The organism is Cryptocyanus atlanticus LEGE 06306 (assembly GCF_056633155.1).
Genome location: NZ_JBSJOZ010000003.1, coordinates 216439 through 240075 on the forward strand (window position 1 = coordinate 216439; position 23637 = coordinate 240075).

23 protein-coding genes and 1 tRNA gene are annotated in these 23637 nt (G+C 70.0%); 13 read left to right on the forward strand and 11 right to left on the reverse strand.

What is annotated here, in order from left to right:
- Positions 1-19 precede the first annotated feature (19 nt).
- Positions 20-352, forward strand: coding sequence for a hypothetical protein (locus ACWJI7_RS05345; protein ID WP_479935938.1), 333 nt, complete (start codon positions 20-22; stop codon positions 350-352).
- A gap of 27 nt (positions 353-379) precedes the next feature.
- Complete coding sequence (locus ACWJI7_RS05350) at positions 380-610, forward strand: DUF6447 family protein (protein WP_479935940.1); 231 nt, start codon at positions 380-382, stop codon at positions 608-610.
- Positions 611-643: 33 nt separating this feature from the next.
- Here the strand turns inward: ACWJI7_RS05350 and ACWJI7_RS05355 are convergent, their stop codons facing one another.
- Entirely contained in the window at positions 644-1366 is a 723-nt protein-coding gene (locus ACWJI7_RS05355; protein WP_479935942.1) for a DUF3386 domain-containing protein, read from the reverse strand.
- 27 nt (positions 1367-1393) lie between these two features.
- Positions 1394-4714 carry a carbamoyl-phosphate synthase large subunit gene (gene carB / locus ACWJI7_RS05360; RefSeq protein ID WP_479935944.1) on the reverse strand — a complete coding sequence of 1107 codons (3321 nt, stop codon included), beginning with the start codon at positions 4712-4714 and terminating at the stop codon, positions 1394-1396.
- 161 nt (positions 4715-4875) lie between these two features.
- Here carB and ACWJI7_RS05365 point away from each other — a divergent pair, with 161 nt between their 5' ends.
- From ACWJI7_RS05365 to ACWJI7_RS05390, 6 genes are all read left to right on the forward strand, one after another.
- Positions 4876-5511, forward strand: a complete 636-nt coding sequence (locus ACWJI7_RS05365; protein WP_479935945.1) for a DUF3318 domain-containing protein — start codon at positions 4876-4878, stop codon at positions 5509-5511.
- Positions 5504-5911: a ribosome silencing factor gene (rsfS, locus tag ACWJI7_RS05370; protein ID WP_479935946.1), complete on the forward strand. Its 408-nt coding sequence runs from the start codon at positions 5504-5506 to the stop codon at positions 5909-5911. Before ACWJI7_RS05365 ends, rsfS begins: the two co-directional genes overlap by 8 nt.
- Before the next feature lie 64 nt (positions 5912-5975).
- Entirely contained in the window at positions 5976-6479 is a 504-nt protein-coding gene (locus tag ACWJI7_RS05375; protein ID WP_479935948.1) for a CGLD27 family protein, read from the forward strand.
- 39 nt (positions 6480-6518) lie between these two features.
- The gene (locus tag ACWJI7_RS05380; RefSeq protein WP_479935950.1) at positions 6519-7502 is read left to right on the forward strand and encodes an asparaginase; all 984 of its coding nucleotides are present in this window, start codon (positions 6519-6521) and stop codon (positions 7500-7502) included.
- Positions 7503-7571: 69 nt separating this feature from the next.
- Positions 7572-7648, forward strand: a tRNA-Met gene (locus ACWJI7_RS05385).
- A gap of 115 nt (positions 7649-7763) precedes the next feature.
- The gene (locus ACWJI7_RS05390) at positions 7764-9476 is read left to right on the forward strand and encodes a GMC oxidoreductase (protein ID WP_479935952.1); all 1713 of its coding nucleotides are present in this window, start codon (positions 7764-7766) and stop codon (positions 9474-9476) included.
- A gap of 164 nt (positions 9477-9640) precedes the next feature.
- Here the strand turns inward: ACWJI7_RS05390 and ACWJI7_RS05395 are convergent, their stop codons facing one another.
- Positions 9641-9874: a DUF2811 domain-containing protein gene (locus ACWJI7_RS05395; protein ID WP_479935953.1), complete on the reverse strand. Its 234-nt coding sequence runs from the start codon at positions 9872-9874 to the stop codon at positions 9641-9643.
- A gap of 317 nt (positions 9875-10191) precedes the next feature.
- Entirely contained in the window at positions 10192-11358 is a 1167-nt protein-coding gene (locus tag ACWJI7_RS05400) for a sirohydrochlorin chelatase (protein WP_479935955.1), read from the reverse strand.
- 149 nt (positions 11359-11507) lie between these two features.
- On the opposite strand from ACWJI7_RS05400, the gene ACWJI7_RS05405 reads away from it, so the two are divergent.
- Positions 11508-11747, forward strand: a complete 240-nt coding sequence (locus tag ACWJI7_RS05405; protein WP_479935957.1) for a high light inducible protein — start codon at positions 11508-11510, stop codon at positions 11745-11747.
- A 21-nt stretch (positions 11748-11768) separates the two neighbouring features.
- Here ACWJI7_RS05405 and gad read toward each other — a convergent pair whose 3' ends face one another.
- Entirely contained in the window at positions 11769-13109 is a 1341-nt protein-coding gene (gad, locus tag ACWJI7_RS05410; protein ID WP_479935959.1) for a glutamate decarboxylase, read from the reverse strand.
- Positions 13110-13265: 156 nt separating this feature from the next.
- Positions 13266-15353: an HDIG domain-containing metalloprotein gene (locus ACWJI7_RS05415; RefSeq protein ID WP_479935961.1), complete on the reverse strand. Its 2088-nt coding sequence runs from the start codon at positions 15351-15353 to the stop codon at positions 13266-13268.
- A 99-nt stretch (positions 15354-15452) separates the two neighbouring features.
- On the opposite strand from ACWJI7_RS05415, the gene folD reads away from it, so the two are divergent.
- The 4 genes from folD to ACWJI7_RS05435 are packed head-to-tail and all read left to right on the forward strand — an operon-like array spanning position 15453 to position 19286.
- Positions 15453-16355 carry a bifunctional methylenetetrahydrofolate dehydrogenase/methenyltetrahydrofolate cyclohydrolase FolD gene (gene folD, locus ACWJI7_RS05420; RefSeq protein WP_479936025.1) on the forward strand — a complete coding sequence of 301 codons (903 nt, stop codon included), beginning with the start codon at positions 15453-15455 and terminating at the stop codon, positions 16353-16355.
- 50 nt (positions 16356-16405) lie between these two features.
- Positions 16406-17308 (forward strand): geranylgeranyl diphosphate synthase CrtE, encoded by a 903-nt coding sequence (gene crtE, locus ACWJI7_RS05425; protein ID WP_479935963.1) that lies wholly within the window; start codon positions 16406-16408, stop codon positions 17306-17308.
- Entirely contained in the window at positions 17305-17820 is a 516-nt protein-coding gene (locus tag ACWJI7_RS05430; RefSeq protein ID WP_479935965.1) for a divergent PAP2 family protein, read from the forward strand. Before crtE ends, ACWJI7_RS05430 begins: the two co-directional genes overlap by 4 nt.
- Positions 17817-19286, forward strand: coding sequence for an AAA family ATPase (locus tag ACWJI7_RS05435; RefSeq protein ID WP_479935966.1), 1470 nt, complete (start codon positions 17817-17819; stop codon positions 19284-19286). The genes ACWJI7_RS05430 and ACWJI7_RS05435 overlap by 4 nt, the downstream gene beginning before the upstream one ends.
- A gap of 2 nt (positions 19287-19288) precedes the next feature.
- Here the strand turns inward: ACWJI7_RS05435 and ACWJI7_RS05440 are convergent, their stop codons facing one another.
- Genes ACWJI7_RS05440 through ACWJI7_RS05460 form a run of 5 tightly spaced genes read right to left on the reverse strand, consistent with a single transcriptional unit; the run spans position 19289 to position 23609 of the window.
- The gene (locus ACWJI7_RS05440; protein ID WP_479935967.1) at positions 19289-19975 is read right to left on the reverse strand and encodes a GAP family protein; all 687 of its coding nucleotides are present in this window, start codon (positions 19973-19975) and stop codon (positions 19289-19291) included.
- The gene (locus ACWJI7_RS05445) at positions 19972-20559 is read right to left on the reverse strand and encodes a histidine phosphatase family protein (RefSeq protein WP_479936027.1); all 588 of its coding nucleotides are present in this window, start codon (positions 20557-20559) and stop codon (positions 19972-19974) included. Before ACWJI7_RS05445 ends, ACWJI7_RS05440 begins: the two co-directional genes overlap by 4 nt.
- A 14-nt stretch (positions 20560-20573) precedes the next feature.
- Entirely contained in the window at positions 20574-20822 is a 249-nt protein-coding gene (locus ACWJI7_RS05450) for an acylphosphatase (protein ID WP_479935968.1), read from the reverse strand.
- A gap of 16 nt (positions 20823-20838) precedes the next feature.
- Positions 20839-22302 carry a cobyrinic acid a,c-diamide synthase CobB gene (locus tag ACWJI7_RS05455; protein WP_479935970.1) on the reverse strand — a complete coding sequence of 488 codons (1464 nt, stop codon included), beginning with the start codon at positions 22300-22302 and terminating at the stop codon, positions 20839-20841.
- A 20-nt stretch (positions 22303-22322) separates the two neighbouring features.
- The gene (locus ACWJI7_RS05460; protein ID WP_479935972.1) at positions 22323-23609 is read right to left on the reverse strand and encodes a glucose-6-phosphate dehydrogenase assembly protein OpcA; all 1287 of its coding nucleotides are present in this window, start codon (positions 23607-23609) and stop codon (positions 22323-22325) included.
- Positions 23610-23637 lie beyond the last annotated feature (28 nt).

Below are 23637 nucleotides of genomic sequence, written 5' to 3' on the forward strand. Positions count from 1 at the left end.
CGCTGCGGCCATGGCCGACATGACCCTGTGGGAGTACCGGGTCATCCACATCAACGTGGAGAACAGTTCCCCGCCCGTGCCCCCCGATCCCCGGATGGCCAGCCAGCGGCTGCAGGGGGTCCTCAGTCCGGAGTTCATCGCCCGGGAATTCCCCGATCTCTATGGCGGACCACCCCCGCCGCGCCATCCCGCCGAGCAGCTGCAGTATTACCTCAACCTGCTGGGGCGCCAGGGCTGGGAGCTGGTGGAAGCGGCCCAGGTGGGCCCCCTGCTGATGTTCTTCTTCAAGCGGCCGCTGCGGCCGGCTCCCGCCAAGCTGCCCCCGGCCAGCTCGGCCGCCCAGGCGCCGTAACCTGTCGGCGACGACACGGTTGCAACTTTGACGGCTACTCCCTCCCAACCCCCGGTGCTCACCTTCGAGGGCAAGCGCTATGAGCTCAATGCCCTTCCCGACGACGTGAAGGAACTGGTGCGGGGCATGCAGGTGGCCGATGCCCAGCTGCGGCTCTACGAGGACACGCTCAAGGTGCTCGCGGTGGGGCGGCAATCGATGGCCTTCCAGCTCAATGAACGGCTGAAGGCGATTCCGCCGCTGCCCGATGGGCTCTGAAGCCCGCCCACCGGCACCGCACCAGCGCGCCGCTCAGAGCGCCTGAAGATCCTCGAAGCGGAACGTCTGGCGGCTCGGGTCGGCGGCGACTCCAGCCGCGTCTTCCGCTCCTTCGGTGGCCTGGGTTTCGATCAGCCGCTCCACCAGTACCCAGGGGCCCTGGCCAGCGAGGGGCACGAAGGTGTCGGTGAAGAAGCTGGGGCCGCCTCGGGCGGCGCCGGTGGCGGGATCGCTGTACTGACTGGTGTAGGTGTGGCTGAGGTAGCCGGCCCCGGTGTCGGTGGTGCTGCCGGTGAAGATCGTCACCACAGTGCCATGGATCTGACGGTGCACCATCGTCACCACGTCGTTGGCGATGCGGTAGCGATCGCCCGCGTTCTTGCCCCCCACGATCACCTCCACACCCACGGCGTCGGTATCACCGGCCGTGAAGGTGTTGGCTCCGTGGGTCTGCTCGAAGCTGCGGCGCACCCGGTGGATGCAGACCTCCCAGAGCTGGCTGGCCAGGGCCTTGGAGGCGTCCTCATCCTCGATGCCCTCCAGACTCGCCTTGAGGTCGGGCCCCACCCGGAAGGAACCGGCCACCTGGCGCTCGCCCGCCAGCCAGATGCAGCGGCCTCGGTAGCCGGCGAAGCCGGGCTCCCAGGTGTAGCGGTTCTCATAGGCGGCACGGAAGCGATCCCGCAGGTCGGTGCCCGGGGCGATGGGGGCGGCGGTCGCTGAAAGGGGGGCTGAACGGGGGGCGGTGCTGGTCAAGGCCGGTGGGAGCGCGGTCCGCTCACCCTAACGAGGGCCCCGGGCATGGATGTCCTGGAGGGCGGCCACCGTGAGTTTTCGGGTCTGGAGCGTGGCGATGGCTTCCACCGCGGCATGGGCCCCGGCCACGGTGGTCACGGTGGGCACGGCGTAGTCGAGGGCGGCCCGGCGCAGGTAGGTGTCATCGAAGGCGGCCTGACGCCCGATCGGGGTGTTGATGATCAGCTGAATGCGGCCGGAGCGGATCGCATCCTCGATGTTGGGACGTCCCTCATGCACCTTAAGGATGTCCTCCACCTCCAAGCCCCCCCGGCGGAGCGCCGCGGCCGTGCCGCTGGTGGCGACCAGGGCCAGGCCCAGCTCCGCCAGGCGGCGGGCAACCGGCAGCAGGGAGGGCTTGTCGCGGTCGTGGGTGGAGAGAAACACCGTGCCGCCGGTGGGGAGGCTCTCCCCGGCCGCGATCTCAGCCTTGGCGTAGGCCATGCCGAAGCTGTCGGCCGAGCCCATCACCTCCCCGGTGGAGCGCATCTCCGGACCCAGCAACGTGTCGGATCCAGGGAAGCGCCGGAAGGGCAGCACCGCTTCCTTGATGTTCTGCAGCGGGGGTCTGGGTTCCTCCGTCAGCCCCAGGTCGCCCAGGGTGCGGCCCGCCATCAGCTGACTGGCGATCTTGGCCAGCGGCACGCCGGTGGCCTTGGCCACGAACGGCACCGTGCGCGAGGCGCGGGGATTGGCCTCGATGATGAACACCCGCTCCCCCTCGTCGGGGTCGACCTGGACGGCGAACTGGAGATTGATCAGGCCAGTCACCTTCAGCGCCAGGGCCAGGGCTTCGCTCCAGCGGCGAATCGTCGCCAACGACGACCCGCTGAGGGACACCGCCGGCAGACAGCAGGCCGAGTCGCCGGAATGGATGCCGGCGGGCTCGATGTGCTCCATCAGGCCTCCGATCACCACCCGGCCCTCCCGGTCGGCCAGCGCATCCACATCCACCTCGATGGCGTTCTCGAGGTACTGATCGATCAGCACCGGATGGTCGGGCTCCACCTGGACCGCCTCAAGCATGTAGCGGTTGAGCTCCTCCTCGTCGAACACCACCTCCATGGCCCGTCCCCCCAGCACATAGCTGGGGCGCACCACCACGGGGTAGCCCACCCGAGCCGCCACGACCCGGGCCTCGGCCTGGCTGCGGGCGAGACCGTTGCGGGGCTGGCGGATGTCCAGACGGCGCAGGATCGCCTCGAACTGCTCCCGGTCCTCGGCCTGATCGATCGACTCGGGCGAGGTTCCCCAGAGACGGGTACCGCTGGCCAGCCCCTCCGGCGTGGCCAGCCAGCGCAGCAGGGGCAGGGCCAGCTTCAGGGGGGTCTGGCCACCGAACTGCACGATCACCCCTTCTGGTCGCTCCGCCTCGATCACATTGAGCACGTCCTCGAGGGTGAGGGGCTCGAAATAGAGCCGGTCGCTGGTGTCGTAGTCGGTGGAGACGGTTTCCGGATTGCTGTTCACCATCACCGTGGCGAAACCCTCGGCCCGCAGGGCGAAGGAGGCGTGGCAGCAGCAGTAGTCGAACTCGATGCCTTGGCCGATCCGGTTCGGTCCCCCGCCGAGAATCATCACCTTGCGGCGTCCCTCGGGCTGAACCTCATCCTGGGGCGACAGAGGGATGGGGACGCCATCGGCGCCGATCCGCTCCAGGGGGCGCTCGTAGGTGGCGTAGTGATAAGGAGTGGTGGAGGCGAATTCGGCCGCGCAGGTGTCCACCGTCTTGAACAGGGCATTCACCCCCAGCCCCTGGCGGGTCCTCCGCACCGTGAGCTCGTCGGATCCGGTGGCCCAGGCGATCTGGCGGTCGGAGAAGCCCAGTTGCTTGAGCTCCAGCAGGGACGCCGCGCCCAGTTGGTCCAGAGTCCTGTTCTGGAGCAGGGTCACCTCGGCCTCAATCAGGCGGCGCAGCTTGGCCAGGAACCAGGGATCGATGGCGCTCAGCCGGTGGATCTCCCCATCGCCCCGGCCCGCCACCATGGCGGCGCGCACCGCGAAGATCCGATCGGGCGACGGGGTGCGCAGCAGCCGATCGAGATCGGTGGGCTCGATGGGCTCGTCGGGCCGGTCGCAGCCCCAGCCAGCGTGGCCGGTTTCGAGCGAACGCACCGCCTTCTGGAAGGATTCCTCAAAGCAGCGGCCGATCGCCATCGCCTCCCCCACCGACTTCATTGAGGTGCTCAGCACGGCCGGGCTGCCGCGGAACTTCTCGAAGGCGAAGCGGGGAATCTTGGTGACCACGTAATCGATCGTGGGCTCGAAGCAGGCCGGCGTGGCCCCGGTGATGTCGTTGACGATCTCGTCGAGGGTGTAGCCCACCGCCAGGCGGGCGGCGATCTTGGCGATCGGGAAGCCCGTGGCCTTCGACGCCAGCGCCGAGGAGCGGCTCACCCGCGGGTTCATCTCGATCACCACCACATCGCCGTTGGCGGGGTTGATCGCGAACTGGATGTTGCTGCCGCCGGTGTCCACACCGATCTCGCGGATGATCGCGATCGACTGGTCGCGCAGCCGCTGGTACTCGCGGTCGGTGAGGGTCTGGGCGGGGGCCACGGTGATCGAATCGCCGGTGTGCACCCCCATCGGATCGAGGTTCTCGATCGAGCACACGATCACCACGTTGTCAGCGCTGTCGCGCATCACCTCCAGCTCGAACTCCTTCCAGCCGATCAGCGACTGCTCGATCAGGATCTGGCGGACCGGGCTGGCCTCCAGGCCGCTCTTGCAGAAGGCGCGGAATTCCTCGGGGTTGTAGGCGATGCCGCCGCCGGAGCCCCCGAGGGTGAAGGCGGGCCGGATGATGCGGGGATAGCCTCCGATCTGCTCCCCGACCGCCTCGGCCTCCTCCGGGGTGGAGGCGATGCCGGACGGACAGACCGCCACCCCGATGCGCTCCATCGCCTGCTTGAAGAGCAGGCGGTCCTCCGCCATGCGGATCGCTTCGAGATTCGCCCCGATCAGCTCCACGCCGAAGCGCTCCAGGGTGCCGTCCTCGGCCAGGCTGACGGCCAGGTTCAGGGCGGTCTGGCCCCCCATGGTGGGCAGCAGGGCGTCCGGGCGCTCGAGGGCGATGATCCGCGCCACCAGCTCGGGGGTGAGCGGCTCGATGTAGGTGCGATCCGCCATGTCCGGATCGGTCATGATCGAGGCGGGGTTGCTGTTCACCAGCACCACTTCGAACCCTTCGTCCCGCAGGGCCTTGCAGGCCTGGGTGCCGGAGTAGTCGAATTCACAGGCCTGGCCGATCACGATCGGCCCGGAGCCCAGCAGCAGGATGCGACGCAGATCCGACCGGCGGGGCATGGGCGGAGCTTGAGCGGCCAAACTCGCCCAGCCTCTCATGGCTTCCGGCCCCATCGGCCCGCCCCGACAACCGCCGCTCCGTTCCCACCCCGGGCACGGGAACCGGGAAGGGCTGGTGTTCTCGCTAACGTGGCATTCTGCAGACTGTCCCCAGCGGCTCCATGAGCGAACTCCAGCGCCTGAAAGGGCTCCTGCCGCCTGAGATGCAGAGCTGGGTGTTCGTGGAAGCCTCCGCCTCCGCCGACCCTCCTCTGATCACGATCGAGGAGATCGGCCGCGACGAGGTCGAGATCCAGGTCGACCTCCTGACCTGGGACAAACTCGCCCTTGACCACCGCAATCTGCTCTTCTGGCACGAGGTGGGCCGCATCCAGAACGACGCCGTTCCCCGCGATGGCTGGGAGATGGCGGCCCTGGCCATCGGCCTGGGGGGGGCGATCGGTGAGCTCTGGGTGCAGGACGGCCTGCTCCTGCTGATGGCCATGGGTCTGTCGGGTTTCGCCGGTTACCGGCTCTACCTCAAAAACAACAACGAGAAGCGGCTCCAGGACGCCATCGCCGCCGACGAGCGGGCGATCTCCCTGGCCACCCGCTTCGGCTACACGATTCCCAACGCCTACAAGAGCCTGGGTGGCGCCCTCAAGGAGCTGGTGGAGCAGACCCGCAAGAAGCGCCGCCGGGCGTTCTACGAAGACCGGCTCGAGGCGCTGCGCAAGAGCGCCGGCCGGGCCCGGGCCGAAATGGCCCAGCAGCAGGGAAGCCGCCAGTCCGTCACCAGTGAGAACGTTTATGGATGACACCACGGCCAGCCACCCGACGATCCAACCCGGCGACAGCCGCGCCCTCGCCCTGGCTGCGGCCGACGCCTGTGACGACCGCAAGGCCGTGGACATCCTGCTGATCCGGGTGGACGAGGTCTCCTCCCTGGCCGACTGGTTCGTGATCTGCTCGGGCCTCTCCGATGTGCAGGTGCGGGCGATCGCCCGGTCGGTCGAGGATCGCCTGGACGTCGACGCCGGCCGCCTTCCCCTGCGCCGGGAGGGCCAGAGCGAAGGACACTGGGTCCTGCTCGATTACGGCGAATTGATCGTGCATGTACTCACCCCCGACGAGCGCCGCTACTACGACCTTGAGGCGTTCTGGGGGCACGGGGAGAAGGTGCCGTTCCTAGGCTCGGGGGAGCCTTTGCCGATCTGAGGGATGGACGATCCGAGGCCAGCCCCCCGGATCACCACCACCGGATCGCCGCCCCCGGAGAGCCATGGACCAGGCCTGCTCGGAGATCCCCAGTCCGGTCCCGCTCAACCAGCGGCCCCTGGAGGAGTACCGCCAGTTGCTGGCCTCCTGGTTCTTCGCCTGGCCGGCCGATGGCCTGGCAGGGGTGATCAGGCCCCTGGTGGGCAGCTGGTTGCTCACCTTCCCCGTCTCCCTGCTGATCGCCAGCGGCAGTTGGCCCCTGCGTCACAACCTTCCCCGCCTGGTGGTGATGGGAGCCGTGGCCGCCGTGCTGCCGTCCCTGCTGCTGCTCGCCCGACAGTGGCTGGGTTGGAGCTATGTCCACCGTCGCCTGATCAGCGAGCGGGTGGACTATGAGGAATCCGGCTGGTACGACGGCCAGGTGTGGGAGAAACCCCTCGCCTGGCGGCAGCAGGATCTGCTGGTGGCACACCATCAGGTGAAGCCCGTGCTGGATCGCCTGCGGCGGGTGATGGCGGGGACGCTGACCCTGCTGCTGGGGGGGGCCGGCCTCTGCCAGGCTCTCTGACGCCGAGAAGCCCCCACTGCTGGCCTATCCCCCCCTGCGATGACCCTGCCCATCAGCTTCGGCACAGCCCAGAGGCCCGGTGTCCCCCCCCTGGAGGTGACCCTGCGGCGGAACGGGATCGTCGAGTCCATCCACCGGGTTCATGCGGTGGTCTGTGACCGGCGCGGCCGGGTGCTGATGCGCTCCGGCGATCCCCAGCACCTCAGTTTCGTGCGCTCGGCGCTCAAGCCCTTCCAGGCCCTGGGCTTCGTCAACAGCGGTGCCGCCGACCAGACCGGCAGCGGCGACCGTGGTCTGGCCATCGCCTGCGCTTCCCATGCCGGCACCGCCGCCCATGCCCGCGAGGCCTTCAAGCTCCTCTGGAGCGCCGATCTGGATGCGGAGTGGCTGCAGTGCCCCACCCCGGCGGGCGGCCAGAGCCCGCTCCAGCACAACTGCTCCGGGAAGCACGCCGCCTTCCTCACCACCTGCCGGCGGATGCACTGGCCCCTGGAGAGCTATCTGCAGGTGGACCACCCCCTGCAACAGCAGGTGCTGCGAGGAGTGGGCGAGCTGCTCGGCCTGCCGGGGGCCGAACTGGTCACCGCCCGCGACGATTGCGGAGCCCCCACCCTGCAGCTGCCCCTGGCCCAGATGGCCCTGCTCTTCGCCCACCTGGGCGCCTCCGAGCAGGCCGGTCTGGAGCGGCTCAGCCGGGCCATGCTGGCCCACCCCGAGCTGGTGGCCGGTGAGGGGCAGTTCGACACCGAGCTGATGCGGCGAGGCCACGGCATGGTGGTCAGCAAGGGGGGCGCCGAAGGCATCCAGTGCCTGACCCGCATGGGCGAGGGGCTGGGGCTGGCGATCAAGGTGGAGGATGGGGCCCGAAGGGCCAAGCAGGCGGTGGCCCTGCACCTGCTGCGCCAGCTGGAATGGCTCACGCCCCTCACCCTTGAGGAACTGGCGGCTCAGTTCCTGCTGCCGGGGGAGGGCCTGGAGCTCTGTGTCCAGGGGGAACTCCGCTTCGACGCCGCCAATCGCTGAACCAGGCGTCCGGCACCGGGGGCTCCGATTGCGGGATGGCCCCACCGACTGATACTGTCCACAAGGCGCCGCGGGGTAGAGCAGTCTGGTAGCTCGTCGGGCTCATAACCCGAAGGTCAGGAGTTCAAATCTCCTCCCCGCCACCATTTGCAAACACCCGGTCCCCCCCTGGGAGGCCGGGTTTTTTACTGGCGATCCCCTCGCTCGATCCCCGGGGCCAGGGGGTCCGCCGCCAGCCGCTCCTTCCTCCCTGACCAGCGCGTGACCCCGGACTCCCTGGACGCCCCTGCCTACGACGCCGTGGTGGTGGGCTCGGGCGCCGCCGGTGGAGTGGCCGCCATGGTGCTCGCCGACGCCGGTCTGCGGGTGCTGGTGCTGGAGGCCGGATCCGAGCCCAGCAGTCCGGCCCGGGCCTTCGGCCGCGAACCGCTCAACAGCCTGCGCCGCCTCGCCAATCTCAGCAGCGGCCGCCAGCTCCGCCAGAGCCAGCATCCGGGTTACTGGAAAACCAACCCGGCCCTCTACGTCGACGAGATCGAGAACCCCTACACCACCCCCGCCGACCGGCCCTTTCTCTGGAGCCGGGGGCGGCAGGTGGGGGGCCGGAGCCTCACCTGGGGCGGGATCACCCTGCGCCTCTCCGACCACGAGTTCCGGGCCGGTGAGCGGGATGGGCACGGGCCCAGCTGGCCGATCGGCAGCGTTGACCTCTCCCCGTACTACAGCCGGCTGGAGCGGATGCTCGGAGTCCATGGTCAGCGGGACGGGCTGCCCCAGCTCCCCGATGGGGAGTACCTGCCCCCCCTTCCCTTCACTCCGGCCGAACGGCATTTGCAGGGGGCCATCGGCCAGGAGTTGGGCCTGCCCCTGATCCACTCCCGCGGCTTCGCCCGCCCCGTCCGCTCAGGGGTCCCTGCCTGGCCTCGATCCAGCTCCCAGGGGGGCGCCCTGGGACGGGCCCTGGCCAGCGGGCGGGTGACCCTGCGCAGCAACGCGGTGGTGAGCCATGTGGAACTGGTGCCGGGCGGCGGCTGGGCCGAGAGCGTGATCACGGTGGATCGCACCAGCCGGCGGCGGCAGCGGGTCCGGGCCGCCCTGGTGGTGCTCTGCGCCTCCACGCTGGAAACGGTGCGGATCCTGTTGCATTCCGGCCCGTCGCACCGGAGCAACGGCCTGGAGGATCCATCCGGGTGCCTGGGCCACTACCTGATGGATCACATCTCCACCAGCCGCTTCTTCGCCCTGCCGGATCAGCCCGCTCCGGCGGAGCCCGCCGAGCTCTCGGGGGCCGGCAGCGTCTTCATCCCCAACACCGTCAACCTTGATCCGGGCGGGGCACTGCCGTTCCGGCGGGGCTACGGTCTGTGGGCGGCCATCCAGCGCTTCGATCCCCCCGGCCTGCTCAAGCGGCGCTCGACAGAGGCGGTGGGCTTCCTGATCGGCCATGGCGAAGTGCTGCCGCAGCCCCACAACCGGCTGAGCCTCGATGGCAGCGCCGCCGACGCCTGGGGGCTGCCCGTTCCCCACATCGACGTGCACTGGGGGGAGAACGAGCGGCTCCTGGTGCGCCACATGCAGGAGCGCATGGAGGAGGTGGTGGAGGTCGGCGGCGGCCGCATCCAGCCCCTCGAAGACCTCTTCCTGTTTCCCCTGGCCGAGCCGCTGCTGCGGGGCAGTGCGGCCCTTTCCGCAGGACCGGCCCCCCCCGGCTACTACATCCATGAGCTGGGGGGAGCCCGGATGGCCACCAGGGCCGATCAGGGCGTGGTGGACCGGTGGAACCGCTGCTGGAGAGCGCCGAATCTGCTGGTCACCGATGGCGCCTGCTGGCCGAGCGCCGGCTGGCAGAGCCCCACGCTCACGATCATGGCCCTCACCTGGAGGGCCTGCGAACGAGCGGCGCTGGACCTGCGCCAGGGCCGCTCCGCCAACTCCGCCTCGAAGACGGCCACAAGGGGCGGACGGTCCGTGTGAGCACCCCCTGACCCGGCAGCTCAAGCGGTGTCAATGACCACAACCGGGGCCCGGAGGGCGGCGCACAATCAGCAGGCGACCTTTCAACGGGTCGGGCAAGGGAGAACAAGAGCGGGGGCGGCAGCTCCCGCTTTTTTTTGTCCTGCCCCTGCCGGGGCGTCCGCTCAACCGGGGCCGGTCCGCATGAACAGCCCATTGAGGTAGTGCTGGGTCACGCAACGATCGGTGCAGCCGTTCTGGAACAGGAAGCCCGCCAGAGCCGAGCTGATCAGGCGGTACTGGTCCCAGTGGGGATGGCCGCGGAGGAAGTCGTGCATGCCCTCGAAGAGGGCCTCCGGAATTTCCGCCTCGAGGCTGATGCGGGCCATCTCCGCCTCTGGATCGCCGCGCTCGTTCATCGTCTCGTCCCATGGATCACGGACACAGAAAGCCACGGATGGGGGCTCGCCGTCAAAGGGGGCTTCCGGAGCGCGCCCATCCCGCATCAGCCTGAGACAGGCCTGCGGTGCGGGAGATGTGACCGGATGCCCCGGGGCACGGCCCCAGCGCAAAGGCGACGACCCGGACTGTCAAGCCATGGACCTGGGGAACACCACAATCCCCAGCCCCGACGGTCCCAAGACCGATTCACCCCGGAAGTCTGTGGAAAAACCCCGGTTGGGCTGGGGAAAACGACCTGGAGCTGGGGAAATCCTCCACTGATGAGCAGAGCTGATCAATGCTTGGTCTCTTGCGACTTGACCGGCGGCGAGACGGATGAGGCAGCTCCCAGGCTGCGGGGACCGAGGGGGTGGTCGGCATGGGGGTAGCGACCATGGCCGTGGTCCTGGGGGTGCTCATGGCCGTTGGCGTGGGTGTGGTCATGGGGGTGGTTATGGGCCGGGAGCGGCGCCCCGCCTCCAGCCAGGGGGATCGGCACCCCATCGGGCTGGCAGGCCCCGGTGCATTCGCTTTCACAGAGCAGGCAGCTCACCACCAGGCCCTCGACATGGTGATGGTGGCTGCGCTGGGGGGCCCCCACCTCGGTCTCGAAGCCCAGCACCTGGGCCCGGTACTTGCAGAGCGAGCAGTTCATCTGGGTGTCTCCGCGCACCACCTCCTGCACACGCTCCCGGAAGGTGTCGAGCACGAGGGGGTGATCGCCCAGATAGCCGGCCTCCAGGATCTCCATGGCGGGGTGGTCGGCCGCCACCAGGCGGGTGTGCTGGCGGATTCGGCTGACCAGCACACCGGAGAAGAGGAAGTAGGGGAACACCAGCAGGCGCCGGAACCCCAGCTTGACCACGTGGCGGAGACCGGGCTCCACCAGTGGGAAGGTGACCCCGGAGAAGAGGGTCTCGCCCCAGCCGAAGCCAAAGCCCTCCACCAGCATGCGGGTCACCTTGCTGACGTTGGAGTTGGCATCGGGATCGGAGGACCCCCGTCCGACCACCACCAGCAGGGTCTCGTGCAGGGGAATGTCCCGGGGGGCCGCGGCGAGAGCCTCCCGCAGACGGGCCCCGGCGGCCTGGATCATCTTGAGATCGACGCCGAGCTCGCGGCCGTAGTCGATCCGCAGGCCCGTCTCGGCGGCATAGGTGTTGAGCACCGAGGGGATGTCATTCTTGGCGTGGCCAGCGGCGAAGAGCATGCCGGGCACCGCCAGCACATGCTCCACACCCTGCTCCCGCAGGCGATCGAGACCGTCCCTCAGGATCGGCCTGGCGAATTCGAGATAGCCGTACTCGACCGGCAGACCGGTCAGGCGGCCGCGGAGGGCCTCCGCCAGCTGGGCGAATTCAGCGACGGCGAGACGATTGCGGCTGCCATGGCCGCAGATCAATACGCCGAGCTTGCCGTGGGGGCCGATCGCCGCCAGGGGCGGCGCTGGAGAAGAACGCATGGACTGACCTGCCTGGAAGGACCCTATCGCTCCTGGGCGATCCCCCCGGAGAGGGCCAACGGCATTAGAAGGGCAAATGACTGAGATGGCCCCCAGTTTGTCAAGAGCGCGCAAGGATCCGTTACATTGTGATCCGTCGCTTGACCTCCATGACCTCCTCCACCGGCCTGCGCTCCACCCCGTTCGCCAGCTCCAGCGGCCAGGCGGATCCCTCCTGGTACAGCAGTGCCGCCGCAGCCCAGATCCATGAAGAGCAGCTGCGTCGCGTCGAGCTCTTCAACGGCCGGGCCGCCATGCTGGGCTTCCTGATCGGCGTGCTGACCGAGGCCCTCACCGGCCAGGGCATCCTGCACCAGATCGGCCTCGGCACCCTGCTCTCCCAGGGCTGAACGGCGTCCGGAAGTTGGTGCTCAGAGATGGGCGAAGCTGGGCCGGCTCACGGAGGCCGGCATCGGTCCGTCGAGGCCTTCGAAGAAATCGAGGGCCCGACGCACGTCCTCCAGCAGCATCTCGGCCATGTCACCGCTGAAATCGGCCCGGATCACCAACCGCAGGACGGAGCGATCCTGCTGATGGGCCGGGAGTGTGTAGGCCGGAATCAGCCAGCCGCGCTCCCGCAGCTTGTCGCTGAGGTTGTACACCGTGTAGGTGGTGATCCCCGGATCCAGCTCCAGGGCGAACACCGGCAACTGACCGCGGGGGTGACTCACCAGACGCAGGGGACCCATGGCTGCGAGGCCATCGGCCAGTTGACAGGCAATCCCCTCCAGCATCTGCATCCGAGCCCGGTAGCCCCCCCAGCCCAGGTGCAGAAAATTGAAGTACTGCGCCACCACCTGGGCGCCAGGCCTCGAGAAATTGAGCGCAAAGCTCGGCATCTCTCCACCGAGGTAGTTCACTCGGAAGACCAGATCCTCGGGCAAGGCGGCACGATCGCGCCAGACCACCCAACCCACCCCAGGGAACACACCGCCATACTTGTGGCCGCTCGTGTTGATCGACTGCACCCTCGGCAGGCGAAAATCCCAGGGCCATTCGGGTGAATTGAACGGGGCCACAAACGCCCCTGAGGCCCCATCCACATGGATCGGGATGTCAAGACCCGTGCTGGCCTGCAGGGCGTCAAGACAATGCTGGATGCCGTCGATCGGTTCGTAACTGCCGTCGAAGGTGCTGCCCACGATGCCCACCACCGCGATTGTGTTGGCATCGCAGCGGGCCACGGCCTCCTCGCCGTTCAACTGGAGCCGGCCCGCCTCGAGGGGCACCAGTCGCGGCTCCACGTCGAAGAAGCGGCAGAACTTGTCCCAGCAGATCTGGGTGTTGGCCCCCATGACCAGGTTGGGGCGATCCGCCGGTTCCCCCGCAGCCTGACGACGTTGCCGCCAGCGCCACTTCAGCGCCAGCCCGCCGAGCATGCAGGCCTCGCTGGAGCCGGTGGTGGAGGTTCCGATCACCGCCGCCGGATCCGGGGCGTTCCAGAGGGCGGCCAGGATCCGGACGCAGCGCTCCTCCAGTTCGGCGGTCTGGGGGTACTCATCCTTGTCGACCATGTTCTTGTCGGCACACTCATCCATCAGGCGCCGGGCCTGGGGCTCCATCCAGGTGCCCACGAAGGTGGCCAGGTTGAGGCGGGCGTTGCCATCGAGCATCAGCTCGTCATGGATGAGCTGATAGGCCGTCTCGGCCTCCAGGCCGGCTTTGGGCAAGCGATCACGGGGAATCGTCTCGGCCAGGTTCCGATGGGCCATGTGGGGGCTCGTGCCCAGAACCTTCGATCGCCTGCGGTCGCTCATCGGCACTGGCCCGCTGGGGCCGAACTGGCTGGATCCTGCAGGCCTTCCCCTCCGGCGTCAATCCGGATCCGGATGTCCACGCCGCTGCACCCGGGGCGTGGCGCGGAGGGGTCAGGCGCTGTAGGCCTTGCGGGCCGGGATCGGATAGGGAATACGCCGGTGCCGCATCCGTTTCCAGACCCGCACGAAGGCCTGGATCACCAACTCCAGCTCCGCCAGGCTCAGACCGCTGTCGCGCAGCTGGCCGTCGAGGCGGCGGGCATCGATCAGGCGCCGCACCATCGCGCTGGCTTCCCCCTGCGAGGTGCCGGGCGGCAGGGAGCGCAGGGCGGCCTCACAGCCATCGGCCAGCATCAGGATTGCCGTCTCCCGGCTCTGGGGCGTGGGCCCCCGATAGCGAAAGCTCTGCTCCGGGGTGGAGGGATCGCGCTCCCGGGCCTGGTGGAAGAAGTAGCCCATCCGCAGCGTGCCCTGGTGCTCCGGGATGAAATCGGCCAGGGGGCGCGGCAGCCGATGCCGGCGGGCAAGCTTGAGCCCTTCGTCCACATGGGCCTGGAGGATTCGGGCGCTGCCGAAGGGATCATCGAGCTCATCGTGGGGATTGGCCCCTTCCGACTGGTTCTCGATGAACCACTGGGGAGCGTGGAGCTTGCCCACGTCGTGGTAGAGGGACCCGGTGCGAATCAGGTCCACATCCGCTCCGATCGCCCTGGCGCCCTCCTCGGCCAGGCCACAGATCATCAAGGTGTGCTCGAAGGTGCCGGGCGCCTCGATGGAGAGCCGGCGCAACAGCGGCCGCTCCAGATCGGCCAGCTCCAGCAACCGGGCACGGGTGAGCAACCCGAAGGAGCTCTCCACCAACGGCCCCAGCAGCAGTCCCCCCATCAGCAGGGCCCCCATCAGCAGGGCTTCGGAGGCCAGTTCGCTGCCACCCGGGGGCACCCGGGTCCCTCCGTACCAGCGCGAGACGCTCTGGAGCACCAGCCACTGGAGAGCCAGGGCCCCGATCGGCAGCAGGATCGCCAGCTGGACCAACTGGGCGCGGCTGCGCTGGCGACCGGCGAGCACTGCCGCCACCACCGCCACCAGGGCGGCCACCAGCAGCCGGACTTCGCTGTAGTCGTCGAGGGGCTGTGGCCAGAGCAGGCTCGCCACCGCCAGCCAGGCCAGACCGGCCGGTGTGCCGAGCGCCTGGGCCAGCAAGAGTGTGGGCGGCACCAGCAGCGCCAGGGGGCTGGCGGTGTTGCCCAGCCAGAGTTTGAACCCCTGCACCACCAGCAGCATGGCCAGGGCGAGCAGGGCATGGCGCGGCTCCAGGCTGCAACGCCAGCGCCGCAGGATCAGGACCATCACCACGCAGGCGGTCAGAGCCTCGAGCAGATGACCGAGCCAGGCCCGGAGCAGGGGGCGTCGGTCGACCAGGCCGAAGTGATCGAGCACGTCGAAGGCCTGGGAACTGATCGGCTCCCCCTGGCGGGTGATCAGATCGCCCTCTTTCACCACGATGCGGGGAATGCCCTGCTGGGTGAGGATGTCTTCGATCAGCCGCTGACTCATCAGGGCATCGGTGCGGAGATTGGTGCGGCCCTGCAGGTTTGTGGCCAGCAGGCGACTGCCCAGCCCCAGGGCCGGCTCCTCCAGGCCGATCAGCTGCATCCGGGCGGCCTTCTCCAGCTGCTGCAGAGCCACGTTGCCGACCACCCCCTGACTGAGCATGCGCTGCTGGGCGACCCGCAGGGTGAGCTTCCAGTCGTTGAGCTCCTCAGGTGTGCGGCTGACCAGCCAGGCCTGCTCGGCGGGGGTGAGGTTCAGGGGACCCACCCGATCCTGGGGGCTCCGCGCCACCTGCTCGAGCTCCTGGAGCTGCCGCGCGAGCCGCTCCTGCAGCGCCTGGTTCGCCGCGGGGTCCACCACCTGAACCGTGGTGCGGGTACCGAGCTGGGAACGGCGACGCTCGAGGGCTTCGCTGTCGATCACGGTGGCGGCCTCGGGGGCCCGGGCACTGATCGGGGCCGGCACTCCCGGCCGCAGACTCGGCTCCACCAGCCAGGGCCAGCTGGAGAGCAGCGCCACCAGCAGGCAGGCCACCAGCACCGCCAGCCCATCCAGCACCCTCCAGCTGCAGAGTGCCTGGCGCGGTGATTCCCGCCGCAGCAACTGCCGCCACAGCTGCTTGACGCGACCCAGGCGCAGCACCATCACGGCTTCACGGGATGTCCGGCCTCTCGGAACCGAACGCTAGCGAGGTCGCGGCGGCCCCTCCGGCTTGCATGCTGGAGGCTGATGCACCCGTCCCCCATGGCCCTGCGCCTGGATGGCCGCCAGCTGGCGGCGGAGCTGGAGCAGCGCCTGCTGGCGGTGATCGGTGAGCGGCTGCCCCGGGCCGGGCGCCCCCCCGGTCTTGCCGTGTTGCGCATCGGCGACGATCCGGCCAGTGGGGTCTACGTGGCGAACAAGGAGAAGGCCTGCGCTCGCGTCGGGATTCGCAGCCTGGGGGCCCATCTGGGCCCTGCCACCCCGGCCCAGGAGCTGCTGGCCACGATCGAGGCGCTCAACGGCGACCCGGCGGTCGACGGGATCCTGCTGCAGCTGCCCCTGCCCCGGGGGCTCCAGGAGGGGCCCCTGCTGGCGGCAATCGATCCGGCCAAGGATGCCGATGGCCTGCACACTCTCAATCTGGGACGGCTGCTGAAGGGGGAACCGGGGCCGCGCAGCTGCACCCCCGCCGGGGTGATGGCCCTGCTGGGGCGCCACGGGATCGAGCCGGCCGGCCGTCGGGCCGTGGTGGTGGGACGGAGCATCCTGGTGGGTCAACCGATGGCGCTGATGCTCCAGGCCGCCGATGCCACCGTCTCGGTTGCCCATTCCCGCACCAGGGATCTGGCGGCCCTGAGCCGCCAGGCGGAGCTGCTGGTGGTGGCAGCCGGCCAACCCCGGCTGATCGGCGCCGACCACGTGAGTGCCGGCACCGTGGTGGTGGACGTGGGGATCCACCGCACCCCCGGCGGCCTCTGCGGCGACGTGCGCTTTGAGGAGGTGGAGCCGATCGCGTCGGCGATCACGCCTGTTCCGGGCGGGGTGGGGCCGATGACCGTCACCATGCTGCTGGTGAACACCGTGGCGAGCTGGTGCGCCCGCACCGGATCGTCCGACCGGGCGGACACGCCACCTGACAATCCGTTGGCGGATCTGCTGCCCTGACCCCCGACGGCCCGTGGCCTGAGAGAATCCCCGCCAGCGCGCTGGTTCCCATGGCCGTGGCGGTGAGCACGGATTTTGATTTCACCGCCTACCTCGAGGTCGCCCGGGGCCGGGTGGAACGTGCCCTCGATGCCTCCCTGGGGCCGGAGCGGCCGGAGTCCCTACGGGATGCCATGCGCTACTCCCTTCTGGCCGGCGGAAAGCGACTCCGTCCCATCCTCTGCCTGGCGGCCTGCGAACTGGCCGGAGGCGAGAGCGATCAGGCCCTGCCCACCGCCGTGGCGCTGGAGATGATCCACACCATGTCCCTGATCCATGACGATCTTCCGGCCATGGACAACGACGATCTGCGCCGGGGTCGCCCCACCAACCACAAGGTGTACGGCGAAGCCAACGCGATTCTGGCCGGCGACGCCCTGCTCACCCGTGCGTTCGAAATGGTGGCGCTGCGCAGCCCCGGGGTGGCACCGGAGCGGCTGCTGCAGGTGGTGGGGGAGCTCTCACGGGCCGCGGGAGCTCCTGGCCTGGTGGGCGGCCAGGTGGTCGACCTCGAGTGCGAGGGCAAGCAGGTGGATCTCGCCACGCTCGAGTACATCCACCTCCACAAGACCGGTGCCCTGCTGCAGGCCTGTGTGCTCTGCGGCGCCCTGATCGGCGGAGCGGAGCAGACGCTGCTGGATGCGCTGCGGGTGTACTCCCGCGGCATCGGCCTGGCCTTTCAGATCATCGACGACATTCTCGATGTGACCGCCAGCAGCGAGGTGCTCGGCAAGACGGCCGGCAAGGATCTCACCGCCGACAAGACCACCTACCCCAAGTTGCTGGGTCTGGAGGAATCGCGGCGGCGGGCCGAGGGGCTGGTGGCGGAAGCGAAGGGGGCGCTGCAGCCCTGGCAGAACAAGGCCCATCCCCTGCTTGCCCTGGCCGATTTCATCACCAGCCGCGACCGATGACCCCCTCCCCGCCCGCTGACACCCTGCTGCAGCTGCTCGACAACGGCGTTCTGGCCTGGGCCCTGATCGCCTGTGGGCTGGCCCAGCTGGGCAAGCTCCTGGTGGAACTGGTGGAGCACCGCCGCTGGCGACCGGCGGTGCTGTTCGAGACCGGCGGGATGCCATCCAGCCACTCCGCCCTGGTGACAGGAGCCTGCGCCGGCATCGGCTGGGACCTCGGCGTGGAGGATCCCCTGTTTGCCTTCGCCTGCACGATCGCCTTCGTGGTGATGTACGACGCCAGCGGCGTGCGCCGGGCCGCCGGGCTGCAGGCGGAGCGCCTCAATGCCCTGCCGCCCGGGCTCTGGCAGCAACCTCTGCTGCCCGAGCCCCTCAAGGAAAGCCTGGGTCACACCCGGCTGGAGGTGCTGGCCGGCAGCCTGCTGGGACCGGCCATCGCCCTGCCCGGTCTGGCCCTGCTGGGCACCCCCCTGCAGATCGCCCAGGACTGGGGCTGGCTGCCGCTGGCTTGAGTCAGCCGCCCCCCGCCGGTTCCACGCCCCCGTTCACGGCCGGCCAGCTGGAGGCGGTTGAAGCCTTCCTGGCCTGGCTGGGGGCCAAGCACGACGGCCGACCCTTCGTGCTCAGCGGCTATGCCGGCACCGGCAAGACCTTCCTGTCGATGGCCTTCCTGGCGGCCGTGGAGGAGCGCCGGCTCTGCTGGACCGTGGCGGCCCCGACCCACAAGGCGGTCGGTGTGCTCCGCCACTACCTGGAGCGCAGCGGCCTGCGTCCGAGCTGGTTTCCTTCCACCCTGCACCGCCTGCTGCGTCTGAAGCTGCGCCGGGAGGGGGGGCGGGAGGTCTGCGAGGAGACCGAGCAGACCGCCGCCTCGCTCGAACACTTGGCCCTGGTGCTGATCGATGAGGCCTCGATGGTGGACGGCGGACTGCTGGAGGTGGCCCTGCGTTGCGCGCAGCCGTTCGGCACCCGGCTGGTGTTCGTAGGGGACCCGGCCCAGCTGCCGCCGGTGGGGGAACCCGGCAGTCCCGTGTTCAGCCTGGGGCGGGCCCAGCGGTCCTCCCTGGTCGAGGTGGTGCGTCACCAGGGACCCGTGCTGCGTCTGGCCACCGGGCTGCGGCAGGAGACCCTGCCCTGCCGCGTGCCCCCCCGGCTGCCCCGGATCCAGACGCCGGAGGGATCGGTGGCGCTGCTGGAGCGGGGCGCCTGGCTGAAAGCGGCCCAGGCCGCTCTGCAGCGGGCCGCCATGGGGGACGATTCCGACCAGGCCCGCATCCTCTGCTACACCAACCGCTCCCTGGAGCAGTTGGTTCCCCTGGCCCGCCGCGCCATCCATGGGGCCATGGCCGATCAGCTGCCCGTGCTGCCCGGGGAGGTGCTGATGACACGCATGGCCGTGATGGCCCCCGCCTGCCGGGACGGAGAGGAGGGCGGAGAAAAACCCGACATGGTGCTGGCCTCCAACCGCGAGCTGGTGGTGCGTGATGTGACTCCGGAGCGCTGTGACCTCGCCGAGTTCGGAGTGGGGGGCGGCGAGGGCCGCTCCGCTCCGGTGATCGAGACCCTGCTGGTGACGGCGGAGGCCGGCGAGGGCCAGCTCTCCCTCCGGATCCTGCCGCCGGCGGGGTCCGCTCCGCGGCGGCAGCTGGAGGGGGTGCTGGCCGGCCTGCGGGCGGAGGCCCGCGCGGCCGGCCGGGGCGGGGCGGGGGCCCGGGCCCTCTGGAGGCGCTATTTCCTGGTGCGCGACGCCTTCGCCTCGCTGGGGCCTGCCGCCGTCCTCACCGTGCACCGCAGCCAGGGCAGCAGCTTCGGGGAGGTGTTCATCGACGCCGACGTGTTCTGGCCGGAGGATCCCCGCCTGCGGCGCCAGCTGGTTTATGTGGCCGTGAGCCGGGCCCGCAGCGGGGTCTCGATGGTGGCCATGGCGGGCAGCCCGGAGGAACGCCACCAGTGGCAGCGGTGGCTGCAGGAGCCCTGAGATCAGGCCAGCTGGAGACCCTCGATGCCCTGCCAGGTGAGATAGGCCGCCAGGGCCAGGCTGATCGTGCCCATCACCAACTCCCCATTGGCATAGAGCACCTGCTTGCCGCGCCGCAGCGTCGGCAGCACCCGCTCCCGTCCGAAAACTACCCCCAGAAAGGGCAGCAGCAGCAGCAGACTCGCCGCCAGCACGAAGGCCGCGGCCAGGAGGACCTCCTGGCCGCGGCCCAGGCCTGCCGCCAGCAGGGCGGAGGCCCCCTTGGCCAGCAGCACCAGGTCGTCGGGGCTGATCACCTCGATGGCCACGCTCACACCGATCAGAAGCGGCAGGGGCAGGGCACAGAAGCGATCCAGCTGGCGGACCCAGCCGGCCGGTTCGTCCCCTCCGGCCTTGGTGGGCATCAGATCCCTGACCCCCAGAGCCAGCAGCGCACCCGCGCCGATCAGGTCCAGGCCGGTGCGGTGGGTGCTGCCCTGCTCCATGGTCAGCAGCAACCCGTGGCCCACGGTGAGTAACAGGGCCACCATCACGACGATCGTCACCATCCAGCTGAGCACGAGCAGACCCCCACGCCGCAGGGGATCCGGACCGAGCAGCAGCAGCAGGAGCAGACCGATGTGGATCGGGCTCAGGCTGATCCCGCTGCCGTAGGCGATCAGTTCGGCCCAGAGGGTGGCATCGGTCATGCGGACGGAGGGGTGGGAGGCACGTTCCAGCGCAGGATGACGGGTCGCTCCCGTTCGTGGCCGAGCACGCCGAGGGTTCCGGTCTCCAGGGCGAAGAGGGCGCCCCCGGTTGCCCCGAGCCCGAGCCAGGTACCCGTCAGGGCCCGCAGCAGATGCCCATGGGCCACCAGGGCGACCCTGGCCGGCGCCAGGGCGGAGGCAAGAGTGATCACCCGCCGGCAGCGCACCTCCAGCTGGGCGGCGTTCTCGCCGCCCGGACATCCATGGGTCCACACCGTCCAACCGGGCGTGTCGCGGCGGATCTCGGCGGTGGTGCGGCCTTCGTAGTCGCCGTAGTCCCACTCCATCAGATCGTCACAGGGCCGGGCCCCGTCGCCGAGGCCGGCCAGGTCGCAGGTGCGCCGTGCCCGCTGCAGCGGGCTGGTGAGCACCGCGCTGAATCCCATCCCCGCCAGGGCCGGGGCCAGGGCCCGTGCTTCCGCCTCCCCTTGGTCGGTCAGCGGCACATCGGTGCGGCCGGTGTGCCGCCCATCGCGGGCCCAGGCCGTGGCCCCATGGCGCAGCAGCCACAGTTCAAGTCGGATGGGGAGAACGGGTGTCAGGGGCGGATCTCGAACCAGTCGTGGCCACCGAGGGGGATCACACTCGCGCTCACACCGCCGACCTGGGCGGCGGCGGGACCCGATTCACACCAGAGCCGCAGATCCTCGAGGCCCTGGATGCTTCCCTCCGCCTCCAGTTCCACGCGGCCGTCGGCCCGGTTGCGGACCCAGCCACCGAGCCCCAGCGACTGGGCCCGACGGCAGCAGGCCTGCCGGTAGCCCACCCCCTGCACACGGCCGCTCACGATGAGCCTCCAACGCTCAGGGGGGGGGCACCGGCCAGCCGCCCTCGCCTGGCCCCCTGGCCGGACCCCAGGGCGTCGTCCGGGCGGCCACGTCGCGCAGGCGCCGGCAAATCACCGAACATCCAGCCCAGTGGAGGTGAAGCCAGCTGGCGTGAAGCGTCGCGGTGGTCCATCCTTCCAACCTCGTCGGCCAACCCCAGCCTTCAAGCTGCCACAGCGCTCCGAATCCGTCTACCGTCCCATCCCGCAACTCCCAGCGGTGGAACTCGTGGCCGCAGACGGTGTCGCCGCGCCGCAGGGCCAGGCCGTCGCGGAGGGTGGTGGCCCGGCGATAGCCCAGCTGCAGGCGGCCGCGACTGGCGCTGAAGGGCAGCAGGCCGGCCATCGGATGGGCCACTCCGGCCGGATCCTCCAGCTGGCGACCAAGCAGCAGCAGCCCACCGCACTCGGCATAGATGGGAAGGCCGGCGGCGGCTGCGAAACGGAGGTCCCCCAGGCTTCGGCGGCTGGCGGCCAGTTCGGCGGCATGGAGCTCGGGGTACCCGCCGGGGAGGATGACACCACGGCAGCCGGTGGGCAGGGGCTCGTCGGCCAGGGGCTGCCAGGGAACGGCCTCCACCCCCAGGGCCTCGAGAAGTTCGGTGGCCTCCGGATAGCGGAAATGGAAGGCGGGATCGGCGGCGATCGCGATCGGGATCGGTGCTGCAGAGGTGGACCGCACCGGCACGCCGCCGGACTCGGCGCTGCCCGCCAGGCACCAGGGAATCGGATCGGACGCACCCCCGGCCCCGGGGGCCAGGGGGGGTGGGGGCCCCAGCAGGGGAACCAGCCGCTCCAGATCCAGATGACGTTCGGCCAGGGCGGCCCAGGCGTCCTGGCGGGCGTCGAGGTCAGCCAGCTCATGGGCGGGAAGAAGCCCCAGATGCCGGGAGGGCAGGCTCAGATCGGGATGGCGGGGCAGCACGCCCAGCAGGGGCATGGCGATCGAGGCCAGAGCTTCGGCCAGCAGGGAGTGATGGCGCTCCGTGCTCACGCCGTTGAGCACCACGCCGGCCAGGGTCAGGTCGCTCTGATGATCCCGGAACCCCCGCACCAGGGCCGCCAGGGAGCCGGCCTGACGGCTCGCCTCCACCACCAGGACCACGGGCAGTCCGAGCCGGGCCGCCACCTCGGCGGAACTGCCCTCGGTGCCGGGGCCGCGCCCGTCGAACAGACCCATCACCCCCTCCACCAGGCAGTGGTCGGCCTGGGATCCCCACCAGTGGTACGCGCGCTCCAGCCACTCCTCCCCGCAGAGCAGGCGATCGAGGTTGCGGCAGGGGCGACCGCTCACCCGGCCGAGCAACTGGGGATCGAGGTAGTCGGGGCCCACCTTGAAGGTCTGGATCGAGTCGCCGCCACGGCGCAGATGGGCCGCCAGGGCCAGGCTGAGCAGGGTCTTGCCGCTGCCGCTGCAGGGTGCCGCGATCAGGCAGGCCATCGGCTCGACCCCTCAGTCCGTCATCCCTGGGGCAGCAGCTTGGCAGCAAGCGGGGCAGCGGCTGCCAGCAGCGGGTTGGTGGAGTCGTGGCCACCCCCCAGCAGGCGGGCCATTTCCCATTCATCCGTGGCGTGTCGGCCGGGCACGACCTCCTCGGCCAGCTCCATCCGGGCCATGCCGCCGGCCTCGAGGCGCATGCAGCCGCCCGACTCGGAGCAGAGGATCACGCAGAGCGCCTGTTGACCGGGGGTCTCGCAGATCAGCCGCAGGCCGAGGACGGTGCCGGGGTGGCTGCTGGGGACCCCCACCGGGACCGGAGTGAGGTGGAACTGCACCGCCGCGCCATCGGTGCGTTCGAATTCGGCCCGGATCCCCCCATCCGTCCCGGTGTCGCTGGCGACCCAGTGCCAGCCGAGACGGTCGGCAAGCCAGGCCGCCAGGAGGAGGCCCTGCACCGGATGGGAGCCCTCCACATCGATGTCGAGCTGTACGACATGGTTGAGGGCATCCCGCCGACCCGGGGGATCGAACACCATCGCCAGGGATTCGCGCCAGCTCCGCTGGCGCAGCCAGTTGAGGTCATTGACGGCCTGGCCGCTGGCAATGCGGGCCTTGAGCAGATCGAGCACGCGGCGGGGACTGCCCAGGGCCGTGTCAAGCACGAGGCGGCGACCGGGCTGGCAGAGGGCCTCCAGCAGATCGGGGGCCTCGTCGAGGGATCCGTTCCACCAGACCCAGCAGGGCAGATCGGAGGGCACCAGGGGTTTGAGCAGGTCGAGACCCTGTTGCAGGGCCCCGAAATCACCCCGCAGCACCACCACATCCCCGCAGGCGGCGGCACTGCCCTCGCCGGGGAGGGGGCAGTAGGCGGCCACCAGCGTCTCGAGGGGCCGGCCGTGGTCGAGGGTGGGGGCCAGGGTGATCAGGCGCCGCGGCTGGTAGGCGCTGATGGCGGCGTCGATGTGCTGGCCGCGCAGGTCCTCGCCGTGGTGGTCGCCGGGCTGTTGCCCGAGGGCCCAGGCCAGCTTGGGAGAGAGCGGCGAGGTGCTCAGCGGCAGGGAGCTGGCGGGAACCGCCGCACGGGCCGCCTCCAGCAGTTCCGGGCGAACCACCCCAGTGATGGGCCCCTCCAGCCGGCCGGTGCGGATCAGATGCTGCTCCACCCAGGCCGGCTGCCAGACCAGCAGGGTGAAGGTGGAGGCCCCGGAGGAGGACTCGAGATCCTGGCTCCAGAGTTTCTCGAGGTATCCGGTGAGCTCGGGGGGCGGCAGGGCCACCGGGGCCTGAAGGGTCAGCTGGGGAGACATGGGTGGGTGGGGTGGGGATTCAGGAGGT

Bases quoted from the DNA above. Each gene is read 5' to 3' on its own strand.
- ACWJI7_RS05345 (WP_479935938.1), top strand. From the start codon at position 20: ATGACCCTGTGGGAGTACCGGGTCATCCACATCAACGTGGAGAACAGT.
- crtE (WP_479935963.1), top strand. From the start codon at position 16,406: ATGGCCGTGGCGGTGAGCACGGATTTTGATTTCACCGCCTACCTCGAG.
- ACWJI7_RS05380 (WP_479935950.1), top strand. From the start codon at position 6,519: ATGACCCTGCCCATCAGCTTCGGCACAGCCCAGAGGCCCGGTGTCCCC.
- carB (WP_479935944.1), bottom strand. From the start codon at position 4,714: ATGCCCCGCCGGTCGGATCTGCGTCGCATCCTGCTGCTGGGCTCCGGG.
- gad (WP_479935959.1), bottom strand. From the start codon at position 13,109: ATGGCCCATCGGAACCTGGCCGAGACGATTCCCCGTGATCGCTTGCCC.
- ACWJI7_RS05430 (WP_479935965.1), top strand. From the start codon at position 17,305: ATGACCCCCTCCCCGCCCGCTGACACCCTGCTGCAGCTGCTCGACAAC.
- ACWJI7_RS05395 (WP_479935953.1), bottom strand. From the start codon at position 9,874: ATGAACGAGCGCGGCGATCCAGAGGCGGAGATGGCCCGCATCAGCCTC.
- ACWJI7_RS05400 (WP_479935955.1), bottom strand. From the start codon at position 11,358: ATGCGTTCTTCTCCAGCGCCGCCCCTGGCGGCGATCGGCCCCCACGGC.
- ACWJI7_RS05375 (WP_479935948.1), top strand. From the start codon at position 5,976: ATGGACCAGGCCTGCTCGGAGATCCCCAGTCCGGTCCCGCTCAACCAG.
- ACWJI7_RS05440 (WP_479935967.1), bottom strand. From the start codon at position 19,975: ATGACCGATGCCACCCTCTGGGCCGAACTGATCGCCTACGGCAGCGGG.
- ACWJI7_RS05365 (WP_479935945.1), top strand. From the start codon at position 4,876: ATGAGCGAACTCCAGCGCCTGAAAGGGCTCCTGCCGCCTGAGATGCAG.
- folD (WP_479936025.1), top strand. From the start codon at position 15,453: ATGGCCCTGCGCCTGGATGGCCGCCAGCTGGCGGCGGAGCTGGAGCAG.
- rsfS (WP_479935946.1), top strand. From the start codon at position 5,504: ATGGATGACACCACGGCCAGCCACCCGACGATCCAACCCGGCGACAGC.
- ACWJI7_RS05455 (WP_479935970.1), bottom strand. From the start codon at position 22,302: ATGGCCTGCCTGATCGCGGCACCCTGCAGCGGCAGCGGCAAGACCCTG.
- ACWJI7_RS05405 (WP_479935957.1), top strand. From the start codon at position 11,508: ATGACCTCCTCCACCGGCCTGCGCTCCACCCCGTTCGCCAGCTCCAGC.
- ACWJI7_RS05415 (WP_479935961.1), bottom strand. From the start codon at position 15,353: ATGGTGCTGCGCCTGGGTCGCGTCAAGCAGCTGTGGCGGCAGTTGCTG.
- ACWJI7_RS05460 (WP_479935972.1), bottom strand. From the start codon at position 23,609: ATGTCTCCCCAGCTGACCCTTCAGGCCCCGGTGGCCCTGCCGCCCCCC.